Genomic DNA, 18762 nt, shown 5'->3' on the forward strand with positions numbered 1-18762 from the left:
TGGAGACCGCGATGCACCTCCTCGAGCGCGCTCCGCGAAACCTCTTCTTCACGGGCAAGGGCGGCGTCGGCAAGACGAGCGTCGCCTGCGCGACCGCGGTGGAGCTCGCGGCGCGCGGGCGACGGGTGCTGCTCGTCAGCACGGATCCGGCCTCGAACCTCGACGAGGTGCTCGAGACGAAGCTCGGCGCCGAGCCTCGTCCCATCGCCGGCGCGCCGGGGCTGTTCGCGCTCAACATCGATCCGGAGGCGGCGGCGCACGCGTACCGCGAGCGCATGGTCGGGCCCTACCGCGGGGTGCTCCCCGACGCCGCCGTTCGCAGCATCGAGGAGCAGCTCTCGGGCGCGTGCACCGTCGAGATCGCTGCGTTCGACGAGTTCTCGAGGCTGCTCGGCGACGAGCGCGCGACCGCCGACTTCGACCACGTCGTGTTCGACACCGCTCCCACCGGGCACACGTTGCGGCTCCTCGAGCTGCCGGCGGCGTGGACCGGGTTCCTCGAGTCGAACGTGGGCGGCACGTCCTGCCTCGGACCGCTCGCGGGTCTGAAGGCGCAGCAGGCGCTCTACGACGGGTCGCGCAGGGCCCTCGTCGATGGGACGCGCACCGCGCTCGTGCTCGTCTCACGCGCCGAGCGGCCTTCGCTCAGCGAGGCCGAGCGCACGCGCCGCGAGCTCGCGGCCCTCGGCATCGAACGACAGGAGCTGGTCATCAACGGCATCTTCCGTGCGCAGGACGCCCGCGACGCCGTCGCGGTGGGCATGCAGCGTCGAGGCGAGGAGGCGCTCGCCGAGATGCCTGAGGGCCTCCGGGAGCTGCCGCGCACCGCGCTGCCGCTGCTCCCGTTCGGGCTCGTCGGCATGGCCGCGTTGCGGAGGTTGTTCGGTGAGCGAACGCCGAGCGCAGTCGACCCGGCTCTGGCTCCCGCGCCTGCGGTGTCGATTCCTCCACTCGCCCAGCTCGTGCCGTCGCTCGAAGCAGGTGGGCGCGGCGTCATCATGACGATGGGCAAGGGCGGCGTCGGCAAGACGACCGTGGCGGTGAATATCGCCGTCGAGCTCGCCCGCCGTGGACACAAGGTTCACCTGACGACGACGGACCCCGCCGCGCACGTCGCGGAGGCGCTCGGGGCAGCCGTAGACGGGATCCGGGTGAGCCGCATCGACCCGGTCCTCGAGACGCGCGCGTACGCCGACGAAGTCATGCGCACGGCGGGAGCCAGCCTGGACGCCGCGGGGCGCGCGCTGCTCGAGGAGGATCTCCGGAGCCCGTGCACCGAGGAGATCGCAGTCTTCCGAGCCTTTGCACGCATCGTCGATGAAGGCGAACACGGCTTCGTCGTCATCGACACCGCGCCCACCGGCCACACCCTGCTCCTGCTCGACGCCGCCGAGTCGTACCACCGAGAGGTGCTGCGCACGTCCGGGTCGGCACCCGAGGAGGTGCGCCGCCTGTTACCACGCCTGCGGGACGCGGAGTTCACGAAGATCCTCCTCGTCACGCTCCCCGAGGCCACGCCCGTACACGAAGCGGCAGCCCTGCAGCGCGACCTGGAGCGCGCGCAGATCCGCCCCTTCGCGTGGGTCATCAACCAGAGCCTCGTGCCTCTCAGCGTCACCGATCCGGTGCTCGTTCGTCGACGCGCGAACGAGGGTCGCTTCCATGCTGAGGTTCGTGACCTCGCTTCGCGTGTGGCTGTGGTGCCGTGGGCTGCGCCGAAGTCCGCGCATGCCCGGCTCGATCTCTTCGCCGCGCCCGGTCAGGTGAGAGCGGAGGTAGCGCCATGACAGCGCAGTCGGGTACGACGACGGCATACGCCGCGTCGGCGAGCACGCGTGTCGGAGGCGAGGAAGCGCGCGAGAGCCTCCGGGCTCGCATCGCGTCGTGGCACGCGTCGCTTCCAGGCACGGACACGACGCCTCGCACGACCACAAGGAACTGAACTCGAATGACCAACGCAAAGGCCGGCCTGCTCGGCAAGCTCTCCTTCCTCGACCGCTACCTGACGCTCTGGATCTTCCTCGCGATGGGCCTGGGCGTCGCCCTCGGCTTCCTCGCGCCCGGGTTCACGACTGCGCTCAACGACATGAGCGTCGGCACGACGTCGATCCCTATCGCGGCCGGGCTGATCCTGATGATGTACCCGCCGCTCGCCAAGGTCCGCTACGAGGAGCTCGGCAAGGTCTTCCGCAACAAGCGGGTGCTCACTCTGTCGCTGGTCCAGAACTGGATCGTGGGTCCGCTGCTGATGTTCGGGCTCGCGGTGGTGTTCCTGCGCGACAAGCCAGAGTACATGCTCGGCCTCATCCTCATCGGGCTCGCGCGCTGCATCGCGATGGTCATCGTCTGGAACGATCTCGCGAAGGGCGACACCGAGTACTGCGCCGGGCTCGTGGCCTTCAACTCGATCTTCCAGGTCCTGTTCTTCTCGGTCTACGCGTACTTCTTCGCCACGCTCCTGCCGACCTGGCTCGGACTCGAGGGAGCCGTCGTGAACATCACCATCGGCGAGATCGCGACGAGCGTGGCCATCTACCTCGGTGTGCCCTTCGCCGCCGGGTTCCTCACGCGACGGGTGCTCGTGCGCACGAAGGGGCGTGACTGGTACGAGAAGGCGTTCGTGCCTCGCATCGGCCCCATCACGCTCGTCTCCCTGCTGTTCACCATCGTGGTGATGTTCTCGCTGAAGGGCGAGACCATCGTGCAGCTGCCGCTCGACGTTCTTCGCATCGCGGTGCCGCTGCTCATCTACTTCGTGCTGATGTTCGCGGTGTCGTTCTTCATGAGCAAGCGCGTCGGCGCGGACTACAAGCAGTCGGCGACGCTCTCGTTCACGGCTGCGTCGAACAACTTCGAGCTGGCCATCGCTGTCGCGATCGCGAGCTTCGGCATTCACAGTGGTGCGGCGTTCGCGGCGGTCATCGGTCCTCTCGTCGAGGTGCCCGTCCTCATCGGCCTCGTGAACGTCGCCCTGTGGGCGCAGAGGCGCTTCTTCCCCAACACCCCGCTCGATGTCGCGCCGCCCGCATGCGCCGGCCCGAGCACTCCCGAGAGCAAGGCCTGACCACGATGAACACCGGCAAGACGATCCTTTTTCTTTGCGTCGCCAACTCGGCGCGCAGCCAGATGGCCGAGGGCCTTGCTCGCAAGCTCTTCGGCGCGCGCATCGCCGTGCAGAGCGCGGGGAGCGAGCCGTCGAAGGTGAACCCGTACGCGATCGAGGTGATGCGCGAGGTCGGGGTCGACCTGACGACGCACCACTCGAAGTCTGTGCAGACGATCGACGCCGCCACCGTGGGCACGGTCATCACGCTCTGCGCCGAGGAGGTCTGCCCGGTCTTCCTCGGCAAGGCGCGCCGGCTGCACTGGCCCATTCAGGATCCGGCGAGCAAGGATCCGTCGATCCCACGCGAGGAGATGCTGACGCGGTTCCGGACCGCGCGGGACCAGATCCTGGCGAGGCTCGAGGTGCTCGACGCGCTGCTCGATCTCCCCGAGGGGCCACAGGCGCAGGAGTTCCACGCCAGCGTGCGCGTGAAGGATCTCGCGAAGAGCACGCGTTTCTACGCTTGGCTCCTCGGCACCGAGCCGAAGGAGTGGACGCATCGCTACTCGACCTTCGTTCGGCCGGAGCTGCACACGAACTTCGTGCTCGTCGTCTCCGACGGCAAGGAGCTGCACCGAGACACGCTCTACCACCTCGGTATTGCCGTCGCTGGCAAGGCGGCGGTCGTTCGGTCCTACGAGCTCGCGACGGCCGCCGGGTTGACGGTGAGCAAGCCGCCGCGCACGACTTGGCGTGGCACGCCGCTCCACGAGCTGTGGCTCGAGGACCCTGACGGCAACCTCGTCGAGATCTACGCCCGGCTCACGCCGGACGAGCTCGCCGAGAAGCCGGAGAACCTCGAACCCACGGCGTTGGCGTAGCGCATGCGCGGCCCCGCCTGGCTCTGACCGGTGATGGGAGAGCTGCTGGGCAGCGCGCTCCTCGTCGCCGTCATGTTCGGGTCGGGCGCGGTCCGGGCGGCCGTGCAGCGCAGGAACCTGCTCCCCTTGGCGGTGTCGAAAGGCACCATGCCCAGGCCTTCCCTTCCGCTCGCCGGCCTCCTCCTCGTCGCCGCCCTCGGCGCCGCCGCGACCTCCGACGCGGCCACGGATGGCCGCGATGCGGTCGCCCGCGGCCTCGACCTCTTCCTTCACGCGCCCGACCGCGGCGCGCCCGGCGCCACCCTGCCGGTCCAGGTCCTCGCGCTCGGCTTCCCCACCGCGATCACGCTCCGGCCGCTCGAGGCGGCCACCGTGGAGGCGACGTGGGATCCCGAGCACCTCGGCAAGGTCAGCGCCGTCCCGCCGCCCGTGCGGGTCACCACCGACGCGAAGGGGCGCGCTCACCTCGACGTCCCGATCCCGGAGGGGCCCGAGCGCGAGCTCCGGCTGCTGCTCGGCGTGCGCGCCGGAGACCGGCAGCGGACGCGGACGCTCACCGTGCACCGACTCGCGCCGCTCCAGGTCGACCTGCACGTCCCTGACACGCGCGTGGTGCCGGGCAGCGCGATGTCGGCGTGGATCACGGTGCAGAGCCAGGCCTCGGGGCAGCCGGCCCCTCGGGTCCCCGTGGAGGTCAGCCTGCTCGAGGGCGGCGTCGCCCGGCACACGGCCGTGGTCACGACCGATGTGGCCGGCGTCGCCATGACGCGCGTGCCCGTCCCCTGGATCGACGAGCCCGGCTGGCGCTGGATCCTCCGCGCCCGCGCGCGGAGCGCGGCGGGGGCCTCGTCGAACGCCGCGGAGATCTCCCTCTCGCCGCGCGAAGAGACGCCCGGCGCCCCGCAGATGCTGGCCGAGTGGTCCGAGCAGGACCTGCGCGCCGGGGATCGCGCAAGCTACGTGATCCGGATCCGCGATGGCGCCGGGCAGCCCGTGGCCGGGCTGCCGGTGCGGATCTGGACCGGGCCGAAGGGCACGAGCCCGCCCGAGGACTGGGCCGCATGGGAGAAGCTCACGACGCCCGCGCGCACCGACGCGGCCGGCGAGGTCCGCGGCGCGGCCGTGGCGCCCACCACCGTGGTGCAGGGCGCGGGGACCACGCTGCGCGTCGTCGCGCGCGCGACGTTCGAGGGGCACGAGCTCGAGCGCGAGGCCACCGTCTCCGTGGAGAGCCCCACCTCGGAGGCGACGCTGCTCCCGGAGGCGGGCGCCATCGTTCCGGGCGTCGCTCAGCGCATGCTCCTGCGCGTCCGCGATGCGCGGCGGAAGCCGGTGCAGGGCACCTTCACCGTCGAGGGCGACGGGCTCCAGGCCGCCGTGACCACCGACGCGTACGGCGAGGCCGAGGTGACCTGGGACGCGCCCGTCGAGCTCGGCGCCTTCCGCAGCGTCGGGCCGTGCGCTGGCGGCGTCGCGGCGGCGGTGCGCGTGCGGCCCGCGGGCGAGCTCCCGGCGCTCGCGTCGCGGCGCGAGCCGTTCGCGCTGTGCGTCTCCGTCGATCGCGACGCCACGGCGCTGCTCCGGCCCGAGCGGCTCCTCGCCCGCGCCGGCGACGCGCTCGCGCTCCGCGTGATCGACGCCGGCGGCGCGGGCCCGCGCGCGGGCCGGCGGCCGGAGGGCGGCAGCGCAGCGGACGGCGCCGGCTGGAGCGTGATCGTCCAGGCCGGCAACTCGGCCCGCGCGGCGAGCGCCTGGATCGCCGGCGGCCCGGAGGGCGGCGCGCTCGGCCTGCCCGAGGGCGCGGCCGGCGTCTGGACGCTCAGCGCCGCCGCTCCCCGGCCGCGCGCCGCCGCGCGGCAGGCGGGCGGCGCGGTGCTCGTCACGCCGCGCGTGCTCCCTCGGCTCGAGGCCCGCATGACCGGGGGTCGCGCGGCCCCGCGCGGCGCCATGGACGTGGACCTCGCGCTCACCGACGGGGGCAACCGCGGCCTGCCCGGGACCGTCGCGGCCGTCGTCGTGGATCTGCACGGCGGGGGCAGCGTCGGCGGCCTCGCGGCGCTCGACACGCGCGCGCGGCTCTGCCAGGGCATGGTCGAGCCCGAGCGCTGCGGCGCCTTCCTCCAGGGCGATCCCGCGCTCGATCCGCTCCGGCGCGCGGAGCTCGGCGCGCGGGCGCGCGAGGCGATCGCGCCGGCGAACGATCCGGCCGGCTCCGCGCGGGCGGCGCTCGACGAGGCGTTCGGCCAGGTGCTTCGCTCGCTCGAGGGGGCGGTCTTCGAGGCCACCAGCGACCCGGAGCGGCTGCGCGACGTGCGCCGCCGCGGGCCGGGCGGCGCCCATGCGTGGAACCCCGAGCTGATGACCCTGGTCACGGCCGCCATGGATGCGCCCCCCGAGACGCCCGGCGGCGAGCCGCTCTCGCTCGCGGACCTCCTGGCGGTGGACCCGCAGGTCACGTTCGATCACGTCGCTCGCCGCGTCACCCGCCTCAAGCTCTTCCGCATCCTCGCCGCGGCGCGCGCGTTCCGGCGCGAGCGCCTGCTCGACCCGGACGAGCCGGCGCTCCGCGATCCGAACGCGCTGCTCCGCCGCCTGGTGCGCGACGCGCAGCTCGAGGAGTCGCTCCTGCTCGATCCCTGGGGCGGAACGATCCAGTTCACCCCGACGACCGCGCCGCCCGCGCCGTTCCTCACGGTGCGGCGCGGCTTCGCCCTGCACGCGCCCGGGCCCGACGGCCGGATCGGCACGGGCGACGACGTGCGCGATCCGTTCGAGCGCGTGCTGCGCTCGGGCACGCCGTACGCCAGGGCGGTCGGCGAGGATCGCCTTGTCGACGCGAAGTTCGACATGGAGGTCGGCGACGCCACGGTGTCGGCATGGGAGAGCCTCCTGGAGGAGCTCACGGGCACGTCCCTGGGCGAGGGGATCGGCCAGGGCGGCCTCGGCCTCTCCGGCGTGGGCGCGGGCGGCGCCGGGTTCGGTCAAGGCCACGGCAAGCTGGGCGGATCCCACCGCACCTCGTCCGGCGCGCCGCGGGGCGTGTTCTTCTGGTCGCCGCCCCAGCGCACCGACAAGGATGGCCGGCTGCGGATGCGCGTCCCGCTCGGCGACGTCGAGACGACCTTCCGGCTCGTCTTCGTGGGCGTGCCGGACGGCGCCACGCCGGCCACGGCCACGCTCGACGTGCCCACCGCGCAGCCGCTCTCGGCGCGCGTGGAGGCCGGCGCCGCGTGGGTCGAGGGCGACGAGGTCGACGTCGAGATCTCGGTCCGGAACCGCTCGCCGAGGCCGCTCCGCGCGAGCGTGGAGCTCACGGCGCGCGGCGTGGCCGCGCTCGTGGACCCGCGGCGCCGGGCGGTGGCGGTCGACGTGCCCGCGGGGGGCGCGGCCCCGGTGCGCGCGCGGGTGCGGGCGCTGCGCGCGGGGCGGGCGGAGCTCGCGGTCGCCCTGAAGGCGCAGGGGACCCCGGGCGACGCGCTCGTGCACGCGTGGGACGTCCGCCCGGCGGGCGAGCCCACCGACCTGAACATCGCCCGGGTCGTCGAGGGCGGCGCCGCGGCCACGCTGCGCATTGCGGCGGACGCGGAGCGCTACCAGCCCACCGGCCGCCCGCGGCTCGTCGTCGAGCGCGGCCTCGCGGGCGCGCTCGCCGCGGCGCTCGAGGCGATGGATCCCGACCGGCTCTCGTCTGCCGGGGCGATGGCGGACGCGGTGGAGGTCGCGGCGCTCGTGCGCCGCTGGGCCGCCGCGCGGGGGGGCGACGGCGCGCCGCTCGCCGCGCGCGCGGAGGACATCGGCCGCCGCGCCGTGGGCCGGCTGCTCGCGTACAAGGGCAGCAAGAAGGACCTGGTCTCCTGGCCTCCGGCGCTCCGGGCGCGCACCTTCGCGCCCGCGTCCGTGGCGGAGGAGCTGCCGAAGATCGACGTGCGCTGCCCGCCCGAGCCCCTGCAGCCCGCGGCGGCGCTCGACGCGCTCGACATCGAGCCCTCGCCGGCCGGGGGCGCGGTGAACGCGTGCTGGGACGCGCTCGTCACGAGGACGCTGGACGAGGTGATCCGGAGCGGCGATCGCGTGGCGCTCGCCCGGGTCCTGCTCGCGCTCGCGGAGCGGCCGCACCGGGCGGCGCTGGCCGCGAACGTGGCGGACCGGCTGCGCGCCTGGGTGGCGCTGCTCCCGACCGGCGGCGTCACCTTGCCGCCGGGTCAGGCCGAGGATCGGAGCGCGCGCGCTATGGTCTACGCGGCGCTCCTCCGCGCCGCCGGGCTCGGCCGGAGCGCGGCGCCGCCCGCGAGGCTCCTCGGCTGGGTGGGCGTGCAGCGCGACGTGCGCGGCGGCTACGGCGCGCCGGCCAGCACGCGCGCGGTGGTGCGCGCGCTCCTGGCCCACGGGGGCGAGGGCCGAGGGGTGGCGCGAGTCACGGTCACGTCGGGCGGCGCGCGCCGCGACGTGGAGGTCGGGCCGTCAGGGCGCCTCGTGGTGCCGCTCGACGCGGGCGCGACCGAGGTGACGGTCGAGGCAGCGGGGCCCGCGGTCGTGGCGCGCCTGGAGCGCCCGGCGCTGCGGCGCTGGAGCCGGCCGCCGGCCCCGGCGGCGAGCCCCGTGCAGGTGGAGATCTCCTGGCCGAAGCGCCCGCGCGCGGGGACGACGGGGAAGCTCGCGGTCTCGCTGCGCCACACGCTGGGCCGCCCGGTCGAGGTCGACGTGCGCGTCCCGCTTCCGCCAGGGGTGTCGCTGGCCGCGCCGCTCGGGGGCGTGCGGCAGGTGAACGGCGTCCTCGCGCTGCGCGCTTCCCTGGAGGCGAGCCGGCTCTCGACGCTGGTGGAGATCCCGGTGCGCTTCGCGCTTGCCGGGAAGGTGACGGCGCCCGAGGCGCAGGCCCGGGTGGCGCAGGAGGAGCTGCCGCGCGCGGTGGTCCCGGCGCGGCCGATCGTGATCGAGTGAGCGCCGCAACGTCAGCTGCGGGCAACCCGCAGCGCCGCCGGCGCGCCGCGCGAGCAGGCGGGCGGCAACTTCACCGATTTCGTGGGACACCTCTTCTTTGGAACTTCTTCTGTCGATCAGGTGGCCGGGCGGTACGTCGCGGCCATGAGCTCTTGGCAGGACGAGGTTGAAGACAAGTACGACGCGTTCTTGCTCGACCCCGGCATGGGACCGATGACCTACCTGACCTCGGACGGCCGCGTTCTCGAAGACCTCCGATCACGTTGAAACCCGGAGAATTTTCACAGGGAGGCAAGGAGGCGGGGAGGCAGAAGAAAATGAATTTCTCCCTCTTGCCGTCTTTCGCTCCCCGCCTCCCCGCCTCCCTGTGAAATTCTGGCTCTTTCTTGTGGTTTCAACCCGTTTGTCGCAGGAGAGCTATTCCCATGACCCAAGAGCTGCGGAAGTTTGATTTGTTCGCCCCCGATTTCCAGGCGGACCCGTTCCCCACCTACGCCGAGATGCGCCGCTCCGGGCCGGTGTGCGTGCTCGAGCCGCTGGGCGCCTGGGCGGTGAGCCGGTACGCCGATGTCATCGCCGTCCTCAAGAACCCTCAAAAATTCTCGTCCGCTGGCAACGTCGACGCCTTTCACCCGCCTTGGCTCCCGAGGCAGCCGGGGGCGCACTCCCTGCTCGCAATGGACCCGCCCGAGCACACGAAGCTCCGGAACCTCGTCAGCCGCGCCCTGGGTCCCGGGATCATCACGAGCATTGAGCCTAGGGTCCGCGCCATCGCCGAGCGCCTCTCCGACACCCTGCAATCCAGGGGTGAGTCGGATTTCGTCGCCGACTACGCCGTCCCGATGACAGCGGGCGTCATCGGCGAGCTCCTCACCCTGGATCCTTCTCTCCACGCCAATTTTAAACGGTGGACGGACGATATCCTCAGCGTCACGCCCGTCCCGCAGAGCCCCGAGCACGCCGAGCGCGTCCGCGCGTCCATCGCCGAGATGGAGCGCTACCTCGGCGACGTCCTCGAGGCGCGGCGGCGCGCGCCCGGCGATGATCTTGTGAGCGCGCTCCTCCAGGCCGAAATCGACGGCCATAAGCTCACCCCGGAAGAGCTCATGTCCTTCATCTTCGTCCTGGTCCCAGCGGGGTTCGATACCACATCCACATTGATAAGCAAATCAATCATTGCCCTCGCCAGGCGCCCCGCGGACACGGAGCGGCTGCGCGAAAACCCGGCGCTCATCCCTCGCTTTATCGAAGAAATGCTCCGGTGGGACCCGCCTACCCATAACATCTTCCGCAAGGCGATGCCCGGAGCGGAGGTGGGCGGCGTCAAGGTGCCCGCCGGCGCTCCAGTGACGGTCATCCTCGCGTCCGCCAACCGCGACGAGGCCGTGTTTCCCGATCCCGACGAGTTCAATATGGACCGCGATGTGCCAAAGACCGGGACGGGGGCGTCGGTCGCGTTCGGGCACGGTGTCCATTTCTGCGTCGCCCACCTCCTCGCGCGCCTGGAGGCGAGGGTGGCGCTCGAATCCTTGCTCGCTCGATTCAAGCGAATCGATTTGGTCAACCCGACCATCGAGTGGAGCACGATGGTCTTCGTGCGAACCCCATCGCGGCTGCCGGTCCGCGGCGTCTTGCCCTGATCAAGAACCGCCTGGCGTGCCGAACAGGTTGGAGCTCGCCTGAATTCTAGAGCCCAGATCTCGCCGCGGAGCGGGCGCCGCGTTCGATCGGGCGGCGCGCACGGCTCGGCGCGACGGCGGTAGGCGCGCTCGCGCTGGTCCCGGGCCTCGGGCGCTCCGCGAACGCGCGCGGCGCAGGGCGCGCGGCGAGCTCGGATCGCGCGGTGGGCACGCGAGGGTCTCGGATCCGCACGATCCGCCCCCCACGCCCCTCTTCCCGCGTCGGCGCCGCGTCGCATTCCAGCGCCAGGGCTTGGCGCCGTCCGCCGATCGCCTACCATGCCGCCAATGGCCGCTACCTTCGCCACCTTCTCCCTGGAGGGCGACAAGCTCCCCGCGGACGTCGCCGTGACCCGCTTCGAGGCCGTCGAGGCGATCTCCACGCCCTACACGGTCGAGGTGCGCTTCGCGACGCTGGACGCCTCGTTCCGGGTCGAGGACTGCCTGCGCAGCCGCCTCTGCCTGCGCGTCGTCGACACGTCGGGCCAGGAGCGGCTGTACGACGGCATCGTGGACCGCGCCGGCTTCGCGCACATCGTGGGCGAGAGCCGCCAGTTCGACGTCCGCCTGCGGCCCGCGCTGGCCGCGCTCGCGCACCGCGAGGGGTGCCGCATCTTCCAGGAGAAGACGATCGTCCAGGTCGCGCAGTCGGTCTTCGAGGACGCCGGCTTCGGCGACAAGGTCGAGTGGCGGATCGCGAAGGAGTACGAGCCGCGCGAGTTCATCGTCCAGTACCGCGAGTCGCACCTCAACTTCGTCTCGCGGCTCCTCGAGGACAACGGCCTCTTTTACTACTTCCGGCACGAGGCCGCCGGGCACACGATGATCATCACCGACGACCCCGCCGCCTTCGAGGTGGAGGAGGGGCTGCCGGTGAGCTTCCGCATGGCACAGGGCGGCCTGCCCGGGAGCCTGCCGCTCGCCAAGTTCACGAGGACGCGCGCGCTGCGCACGAGCCTCGTCCACCTCCGGGACCACGATTTCGAGAAGCCCGACGTGAAGCCGGAGTCCGCGCTGCCCCGCAAGGAGGCCATCGCGCTGCCCTATTTCGAGTACCCCGCCGGCTTCACGAAGGGGAGCGTGGGCGCCCGCCGCGCCGAGGCCCGCATGCGCGAGCTCTCCGCCGACGCCGACGTGTGCGAGGGCGAGAGCCGCGCGGCCGGGCTCAAGGTGGGCGAGCCGTTCGCCGTCGAGGGCGCCGCGGAGCCGTGCCTGAACGGCGAGTTCGTGGTCACCCGCCTCGTCTCGCGCGGCAACCAGACGCTCACCGGCGGCGTGGCGAACTACGACGTCGAGAACCACTTCCGCGGCGTCCCCAAGGGCGCGCCCTTCGCGGCCGAGCGCCGCGCGCGGCGGCCGCGCATCCGCGGCATCCAGACGGCGGTCGTCACCGGGTCGAGCACCCAGGAGCAGGCGATCCACGTCGACAAGTACGGCCGCATCAAGGTCCGCTTCTTCTGGGACCGGCAGGGCCAGCAGGACCACACCTCCAGCTGCTGGCTGCGCGTCTCGCAGATCGCGATGGGCGGCTCGATGATCCTCCCCCGCGTCGGCTGGGAGGTCTCGGTCGCGTTCCTCGACGGCGACCCGGACCGGCCGCTCGTGCTCGGGCGCACGTACAACGCGGAGAAGACGCCGCCCGACGCGCTCCCCGCCGCCAAGGCGTCCGGCACGCTCAAGAGCATGTCGTCGCCCGGCGCTGGCGGCCACAACCAGATCGGCATGTCCGACACCGCGGGGAGCCAGGGGTTCGGCATCCACGCCCAGAAGGACCTCAACGTCACCATCAAGAACGACAAGGTCGAGGAGGTGACGGTCAACGAGGAGCAGCACATCAGCGTGAACGGCTCCCGCTCGGTGAAGGTCGACGACTCGACCTCCGTCGCCGGCAATCAATCGCTCGACGTCGGCGCGGTGCTCTCGCACAAGATCACCGGCAACCAGAGCATCTCGATCGGCGGCAACGACACGACCAACGCGATCAGCAACTACGTCGAGAAGGTCACCGGCAACCGCTCCTACACGGTGAGCGGCAACCAGATCACGATCTCGAACGGCGTCAGGCACTCCATCACCGGGGACATGAGCCGCAAGGTCGGCGCGCTGCAGCTCTCCGGCAGCCTGGGCTCGATCAACGACAACGTCCTCGGCGGGATGACGGAGACGGTGGGCGCCGTGAAGGCGCAGATCATCAATGGCAGCCACGGAGAGCAGATCACGGCCAACAAGGACCAGACCTCGCTGGCGGCGGAGCTCCACCTCACGAAGGGCTCGCTCTCCCACGTGGCGCTCGGCGTCACCAACATGGTCGGCGGCCTCCATTACCAGAAGCTGGACGGCGATCTCGTGGTGCAGGCGCCGCTCATCACCCTCCTCGGCGCCGTCGGCGCCTTCAAGGGCGGCGGCAGCGAGCTCAAGCTCGGTGGCGGGCCCGTCGTGATCAAGGGGAAGAAGATCGCGGTCAAGGGCGCGCTGGTGGTCAAGATGGGCGCGTCGATGAAGCTCGGATCGTGAGGGCCCATGAGCGCTAGCGACGTGAAGAGAGAGGTGAAGAGTGGCTGAACATCATGTCCTCGCGATCCCCTCGCTCAGCGTGGAGGGCAAGATCTACCGGGTGCTGCGCTTCGAGCTCACGGAGCAGCTCTCGGAGCTCACCCGCCTCGAGTGCGAGCTGCTCGACGACGAGGCGGCGCTGCCGAGGCCGAAGGAGGTCCTCGGCAAGCGCGCGGTGTTCACGCTGTCGCGCAGCGACGACACGCAGACGCGCTCTTTCGCCGGGACCATCGTCCTCGCCGAGCTCGTGCCCGACCCCGACGACGTGCCCACGCTGCGGATCGAGGTCGCGCCGGCGCTCTGGAACCTCGGGCAGCGCTCCGACTGCCGGATCTTCCAGGACAAGAGCGCGGTCGACATCGTGAAGGAGGTCCTCGAGGGCGCGGGCGTGCCCGGGGGCCAGCAGGACTGGCGCGTGACCGAGCCCCACCCGACGCGGGTCTACACGGTCCAGTACCGCGAGCGGGACCTCGATTTCGTGCACCGCCTCCTCGCCGAGGAGGGGATCTACTTCGCGATCCACATGAAGGACGACGAGGACGTCGTCGTCTTCGGCGACTCGCCGACCGGCCTCGAGGACATCGAGGGCGCGACCTCGCTGCCGTTCTTCCAGGACTTCGGCGTCGAGGGCTTCGCGGATCGCGTCGTCCGCCTCTCGCGGGAGGTCTCCGTGCGGAGCGACAAGGTGTTCGTCCGCGACTACGACCCGGAGAAGCCCTCGACGAAGCCGGAGGCGTCGGCCGAGGGGATCGATCCCGGGGAGCACGTGCTCGAGATCTACGAGCACCCGGCGCGCACCGCCGACGCGAGCGTCGCGGAGCGGCTCGCCAAGGTGCTGCTCGACTCGGTGCAGGCGGAGCGCGACGTCGTGCACGGCGAGACCGGCTCGCTCGCGCTGCTCCCGGGCCGGCGCTTCTCGGTCGACGGCCACCCCTACGACCCGCTCAACCAGGAGTACCTCGTCGTACGCGCGCGCATCGCCGGCAGCCGGCCGCGGAGCTTCGAGCTCTCCGGCCGCGCGGGCGCGGAGGACGGCGCGCGCGACCTCCGGTCGAGCTGCGAGTTCTGGGGCGTGCCGACCGGGACCACGCGCTACCGGCCCCCGCGGCGCGCCCGCGAGCAGGTGATACCGGGCGCGCAGACCGCGATGACCACCGGGCCCTCGGGGCAGGAGATCCACACCGACGCGGGCGGGCAGGTGAAGGTCTCCTTCCACTGGGATCGCTCCGGAAAGAAGGACGACACCTCGAGCCGCTGGATCCGCACGAGCCAGGTGCCGACGGGCGGCTCGATGCTGCTGCCGCGCGTCGGATGGGAGGTCACCGTGCGCCACGTCGAGGGCGACGCGGACCGGCCGTTCGTGATGGGCCGCATGTACAACGCGCTCACGCCGCCGCCCTACGCGCTCCCGAAGGAGGCGGGGAAGAGCTCCCTCCAGACCGCGACGACGCCGGGCGGGGGCAGCACCAACGAGCTCCGGATGTCGGACGCGAAGGGCGGCGAGGAGATGTTCATCAACGCCTCGAAGGACATGTCCACCGAGGTGAAGAACAACGCGACCGAGTCGATCGGCAACAACCACAAGAAGAAGATCGGCGCGGACCAGACGACGAACGTCACGGACAGCATGACGACCAGCATCGGGTCGAACCAGACGCTCTCGGTCTCGGGCAACCAGTCGATGAAGATCGAGACCTTCCACGTCGACGACATGGGCGGCGATCACTCGCTCTCGATCGGCGGGAACCGCGACATGAAGATCGGCGGGGATCACAAGCGCGACGTCACCGGCGACAGCTCGCTCACGGTGTCCGGCAACCAGATCGATCTCGTGGTCGGCTCGGTCACGGATCAGACCCTGGCCGGCTTCAACCACGAGGTCGGCGCGGCGCTCGTCGAGCTCGCGCTGGGGCACCGCTCGGTGACGGTCCAGGGCGACCGGAGCGAGACGGCCACCGGCGCGAAGGTGATCGCGGTCAAGTCGGGCCGCGGCGTCCAGGTCGGCGGATCGATGAACGTGAAGGTCGGCGGCGCGATCGTCAACGTGGCGAACGGGAACCGCGTGGAGAGCTCGCTCGGCACGTACACCGAGCTCGCGGGGGGCGCGCAGCTCGTCAAGGCGAACAACGCCGTCTTCGAGGCGACCGGCGCGCTCACGCTGGTCATGGGCGCGTCGATCCTCTCGCTGACGCCCGCGAGCGTCGCGATCATCGGCGTCTCCGCGAAGCTCGACGGCGACGTCTCCGACACCGCCGCGCTGGTGCTCGACAACTGAGGAGGAGGCGAACGTGGCACGCGAGATGATTGCGCACTTCACGATCGACGAGGTCCCCGCGGCCCGGGTGCTCCGCTTCGAGTCGATCCACGAGGCCGGCAGGCCGCTCGTCCTCGACGTCGAGGTGTACCTCCACACGTACCAGGAGCTCGAGGCGATGATCGGCAAGCCCGCGGCGCTCTCCTTCGGCGTGCCCGGGGAGGCGCCGCGCGTCATCGCGGGCACGGTGGAGGCCGCGACCTCGATCGGCACCACCGAGCTCGGCGTCGAGGGGCTGCTGGGCGTCCGCTACGCCGTCCGCGTCGTCTCCTCGCTCGCGCTCCTCGCGCGCAGCATAGGCTCGCGGATCTTCCAGGACATGAGCGCCAAGGAGATCGTGGCGAAGGTCCTCGAGGAACACGGGATCACCAGGGTCGCGTGGCGGCTGAGCGGCGACTGTCCGAAGCGCGAGTACTGCGTGCAGTACCAGGAGAGCGCGCTCGCGTTCATCTCGCGGCTCATGGAGCACGAGGGCATCTACAGCTTCGTCGAGGTCGACGCCGACGGCGAGCTCCTCGTCTTCGACGACGACAGCACCGTCGCCGGGCCGATCCCGGGCGACCCCGCGCTGCCGTTCCGCCGGCGCACCGGGCTCAGCGCGGCCGACGAGCGCGACGCGATCTACGCGATCCGCGAGCTCGAGCGCGTGCGCTCCGGCAAGTTCGTCCTCCGCGATTTCGACTTCGAGCGGCCGAAGCTCGATCTCACGGCGACCGCGGCGTCGGGCGAGAACGACGCGCTGGAGCGCTACGACTACCCGGGCGGCTACTTCGAGCCGAGCGAGGGGCAGCGGCTCGCGCAGATCCGGCTGGAAGAGGAGCAGGTCGAGCGGCGCACGATCGAGATCGACACCGTCTGCTCGCGCCTCGCGGTCGGCCAGAAGCTCACGATCACGGACGCCGGCGAGCTCGACGGCGAGTACTTCCTCTTCGCGGTGAAGCACACCTACGTCCACGAGGAGGACGACGCGCTCGGCGGCGAGCGCGCGACGCCGCGCTCCAGGGCGCGGGCGCGCCTCGTGCCGGCTTCCGTGAAGTACAGGCCGCGGCGCATCACGCCGATCCCGCTCATCGAGGGGCCGCAGACCGCGACGGTGGTGGCGCCCGCCGGCTCGCAGACCGAGGCGATCCACACCGACGAGCTCGGCCGCTGCAAGGTGAAATTCCACTGGGATCGCAGCGACATCATCGACGACAAGGCGTCGTGCTGGATGCGGGTCGCGCAGCTCCAGACCTCCGGCTCGATGATGCTCCCGCGCATCGGCTGGGAGGTGATCGTCGAGTTCCTCGAGGGGAACCCCGATCGGCCGATCGTGACCGGGCGCCTCTACAACGGCGTCACCATGCCGCCGTACGCGCTGCCGGAGGGCAAGACCCGCACGGCGATCCAGACCGCGAGCACGCCGGGCGGCGGCGGAGCCAACGAGATCCGCTTCGAGGACAAGGCGGGCTCCGAGGAGATCATGGTGCACGCCCAGCGCGACATGAAGACGGTCGCGGCGAACAACGCCAAGCGGAACATCGGCAACAACGAGACGTCGGTCGTCGGGAACAACGCGTCCCTCGAGGTCGGCGGCAACCAGACGACGAAGATCACGAAGGGCTCGCAGAACACGGTGGGCGCGAACCAGACGATCAGCGTCGGAGGCAACCGCAACGTCGAGGTGAACGCGGTGTCGGCGCTGACGGCGAAGGGCAACGCGACGACCACCGTGGGCGGCAACCAGTTCGAGATGGACGGCAACCCCCTCGAGGCGATGCTCGCGCTCGCGGCGCAGGCGGCGGTGCAGTTCGCGAGCGTGATGGCCAACAACGCGATCGCGGCGGTCCAGGGGCAGGTCGACGGCGCCATCAACCAGGTGATGGCGCCGATCAACGGGCTGACCCAGAAGGCGGCGGGGGTCGCGGGCGCGATGCAGGCCGTCGCCGGCGGGGACATGAGCCGCATGCCCGGAATGATCGCGGGCGCGTCGGGCATCCCCGGCGCGAGCCAGCTCGCGGCCTCGATGGGCGGGGGCGGGGGCGGGGGCGGCGCCGCCGGCGGCGCGCCGGGCGGCGCGGCACCCAACATGTTCGCCTCGATCGCGTCGAACGTGGCGCAGAGCAGCCTCGCCGGGAAGGTCTTCGTGAAGCCGGAGGCGCTCGCCTCGGCCCTCGGCATGGACGGGGGCGGCGGCGGCGGCGGGTCGACGGCCAACGTCGGCGGGCCGGACGGCGCCGTCGATGGCGTCGACGCGACCGACCGCGAGAAGGGGCCCGGGCACACGACCGCCAAGGTCACGGGCACCCACAAGGAGGACGTGGGCTCGATGAAGGCCCTGGGCGCGATCCAGGACATCGACAACAACGTGACCGGCAAGAAGACGATCGACGTCGGCGCCGCGACCGTGCAGGTGGCGTTCGGCAGCTACGCGGAGAGCGTCACGGGCTCGAAGAGCGAGAAGGCGACGGGCCTGGTCGTCCTCAGCAACGGGGGCGAGAGCGAGACGGTCACCGGCTCGCGCACCGCGATGGTGGGCGGCGCGGTCGTCGACAAGCTCAAGGGGTCTCACGTGGTGCAGGCCGTGGGGCCTGCGACGTTCATCGGGGCCTTCCACAAGGTGGAGGCGAAGGGCGCCATCGTCTTCAAGTGCGGCGCCAGCGAGGTGGTGATCGACGGCGCCGGCGTCACCATCACGTCCCCGCTCGTGACCATCCTGGCGCCGAAGATCCAGCTGCCGAAGAAGGTCTCGGAGGTCTGATGGCGACTCGGTTCGAAGGTGGTTTGCCGGAGGCCGGCGCGCCGCTCTCGCTGGAGGAGCCGGACGCCGGGGCCACGGCGGAGGAGGCGTCCGAGTCGCCGCGCGTGACCCTGGACGACGTGCTCGCCGAGCCGGCCGCGGCGCCGCTCCCGGTGCGGGCGGCGCAGCCGCTCGGCGCGGCCATGCGGACCGCGCGCGTCGCCTCGATCGAGGGGCGGAGGGCGTCGATCCTCGTCCGTGGCGCGGAGGGGCCCGTCGATGCCGAGATCGCGCCCGACGTCGACCCCGAGGTGATCGCCGATGCGCGCGCCCGCGGCGACGCCGTGCTCGTCGAGCTCTGCGAGGGTGAGCCCCCGCTGATCGTCGCGGCCCTGACGACGAAGCGGCCGCATACGCTCCACCTCAAGGCGACCAACGTCACCATCGAGGGCGATGAGGAGCTGCTCCTCCGCTCCGGCCGGGGTGCGATCCGCATCCAGAAGATAGGCGACATCGAGATCGTCGGCACCCGCATCAGCGCCGCGTCGCGGGGGCTGTTCCGGATCGTGGGGAGGCTCTTGCGGTTGAACTGACGGCGCGCGCGGCGTGTCCGCTGGAAGGCTCGGCTG

At 71.8% G+C, this 18762-nt stretch carries 10 protein-coding genes; all 10 read left to right on the forward strand.

Annotated elements, in window-relative coordinates; all coding sequences use genetic code 11:
* Nucleotides 1-11 precede the first annotated feature (11 nt).
* The 10 genes from arsA (at nucleotide 12) to WMF27_RS15805 (ending at nucleotide 18726) form a co-directional block, all read left to right on the forward strand.
* Complete coding sequence (arsA, locus tag WMF27_RS15760) at nucleotides 12-1787, forward strand: arsenical pump-driving ATPase (protein WP_437768060.1); 1776 nt, start codon at nucleotides 12-14, stop codon at nucleotides 1785-1787.
* Between the two features lie 161 nt (nucleotides 1788-1948).
* Nucleotides 1949-3064 carry an ACR3 family arsenite efflux transporter gene (gene arsB / locus WMF27_RS15765; RefSeq protein WP_437768059.1) on the forward strand — a complete coding sequence of 372 codons (1116 nt, stop codon included), beginning with the start codon at nucleotides 1949-1951 and terminating at the stop codon, nucleotides 3062-3064.
* Nucleotides 3065-3069: 5 nt separating this feature from the next.
* On the forward strand, nucleotides 3070-3927 hold the full coding sequence (locus WMF27_RS15770) for a VOC family protein (protein ID WP_437768058.1): 858 nt from the start codon (nucleotides 3070-3072) through the stop codon (nucleotides 3925-3927).
* 33 nt (nucleotides 3928-3960) lie between these two features.
* A complete protein-coding gene (locus tag WMF27_RS15775) occupies nucleotides 3961-8868 on the forward strand; it encodes an alpha-2-macroglobulin family protein (protein ID WP_437769844.1) in 4908 nt (1635 codons plus the stop codon).
* Nucleotides 8869-9012: 144 nt separating this feature from the next.
* Entirely contained in the window at nucleotides 9013-9135 is a 123-nt protein-coding gene (locus tag WMF27_RS15780; protein WP_437944237.1) for a hypothetical protein, read from the forward strand.
* Between the two features lie 158 nt (nucleotides 9136-9293).
* Nucleotides 9294-10508, forward strand: a complete 1215-nt coding sequence (locus tag WMF27_RS15785; protein ID WP_437768056.1) for a cytochrome P450 — start codon at nucleotides 9294-9296, stop codon at nucleotides 10506-10508.
* Nucleotides 10509-10835: 327 nt separating this feature from the next.
* Nucleotides 10836-13061: a type VI secretion system Vgr family protein gene (locus WMF27_RS15790; protein WP_437944238.1), complete on the forward strand. Its 2226-nt coding sequence runs from the start codon at nucleotides 10836-10838 to the stop codon at nucleotides 13059-13061.
* 40 nt (nucleotides 13062-13101) lie between these two features.
* Nucleotides 13102-15375 (forward strand): type VI secretion system Vgr family protein, encoded by a 2274-nt coding sequence (locus WMF27_RS15795; protein WP_437944239.1) that lies wholly within the window; start codon nucleotides 13102-13104, stop codon nucleotides 15373-15375.
* Between the two features lie 13 nt (nucleotides 15376-15388).
* Nucleotides 15389-18154, forward strand: a complete 2766-nt coding sequence (locus tag WMF27_RS15800; protein ID WP_437944240.1) for a type VI secretion system Vgr family protein — start codon at nucleotides 15389-15391, stop codon at nucleotides 18152-18154.
* Nucleotides 18154-18726: a hypothetical protein gene (locus tag WMF27_RS15805; RefSeq protein WP_437768052.1), complete on the forward strand. Its 573-nt coding sequence runs from the start codon at nucleotides 18154-18156 to the stop codon at nucleotides 18724-18726. The genes WMF27_RS15800 and WMF27_RS15805 overlap by 1 nt, the downstream gene beginning before the upstream one ends.
* Nucleotides 18727-18762: the final 36 nt, after the last annotated feature.

The organism is Sorangium sp. So ce281 (genome assembly GCF_051527395.1).
Lineage (GTDB): Bacteria > Myxococcota_A > Polyangia > Polyangiales > Polyangiaceae > Sorangium > Sorangium cellulosum_B.

Coding starts and splice junctions, on each gene's coding strand:
- arsA (WP_437768060.1), top strand. CDS start 12: ATGCACCTCCTCGAGCGCGCTCCGCGAAACCTCTTCTTCACGGGCAAG.
- arsB (WP_437768059.1), top strand. CDS start 1,949: ATGACCAACGCAAAGGCCGGCCTGCTCGGCAAGCTCTCCTTCCTCGAC.
- WMF27_RS15770 (WP_437768058.1), top strand. CDS start 3,070: ATGAACACCGGCAAGACGATCCTTTTTCTTTGCGTCGCCAACTCGGCG.
- WMF27_RS15775 (WP_437769844.1), top strand. CDS start 3,961: ATGGGAGAGCTGCTGGGCAGCGCGCTCCTCGTCGCCGTCATGTTCGGG.
- WMF27_RS15780 (WP_437944237.1), top strand. CDS start 9,013: ATGAGCTCTTGGCAGGACGAGGTTGAAGACAAGTACGACGCGTTCTTG.
- WMF27_RS15785 (WP_437768056.1), top strand. CDS start 9,294: ATGACCCAAGAGCTGCGGAAGTTTGATTTGTTCGCCCCCGATTTCCAG.
- WMF27_RS15790 (WP_437944238.1), top strand. CDS start 10,836: ATGGCCGCTACCTTCGCCACCTTCTCCCTGGAGGGCGACAAGCTCCCC.
- WMF27_RS15805 (WP_437768052.1), top strand. CDS start 18,154: ATGGCGACTCGGTTCGAAGGTGGTTTGCCGGAGGCCGGCGCGCCGCTC.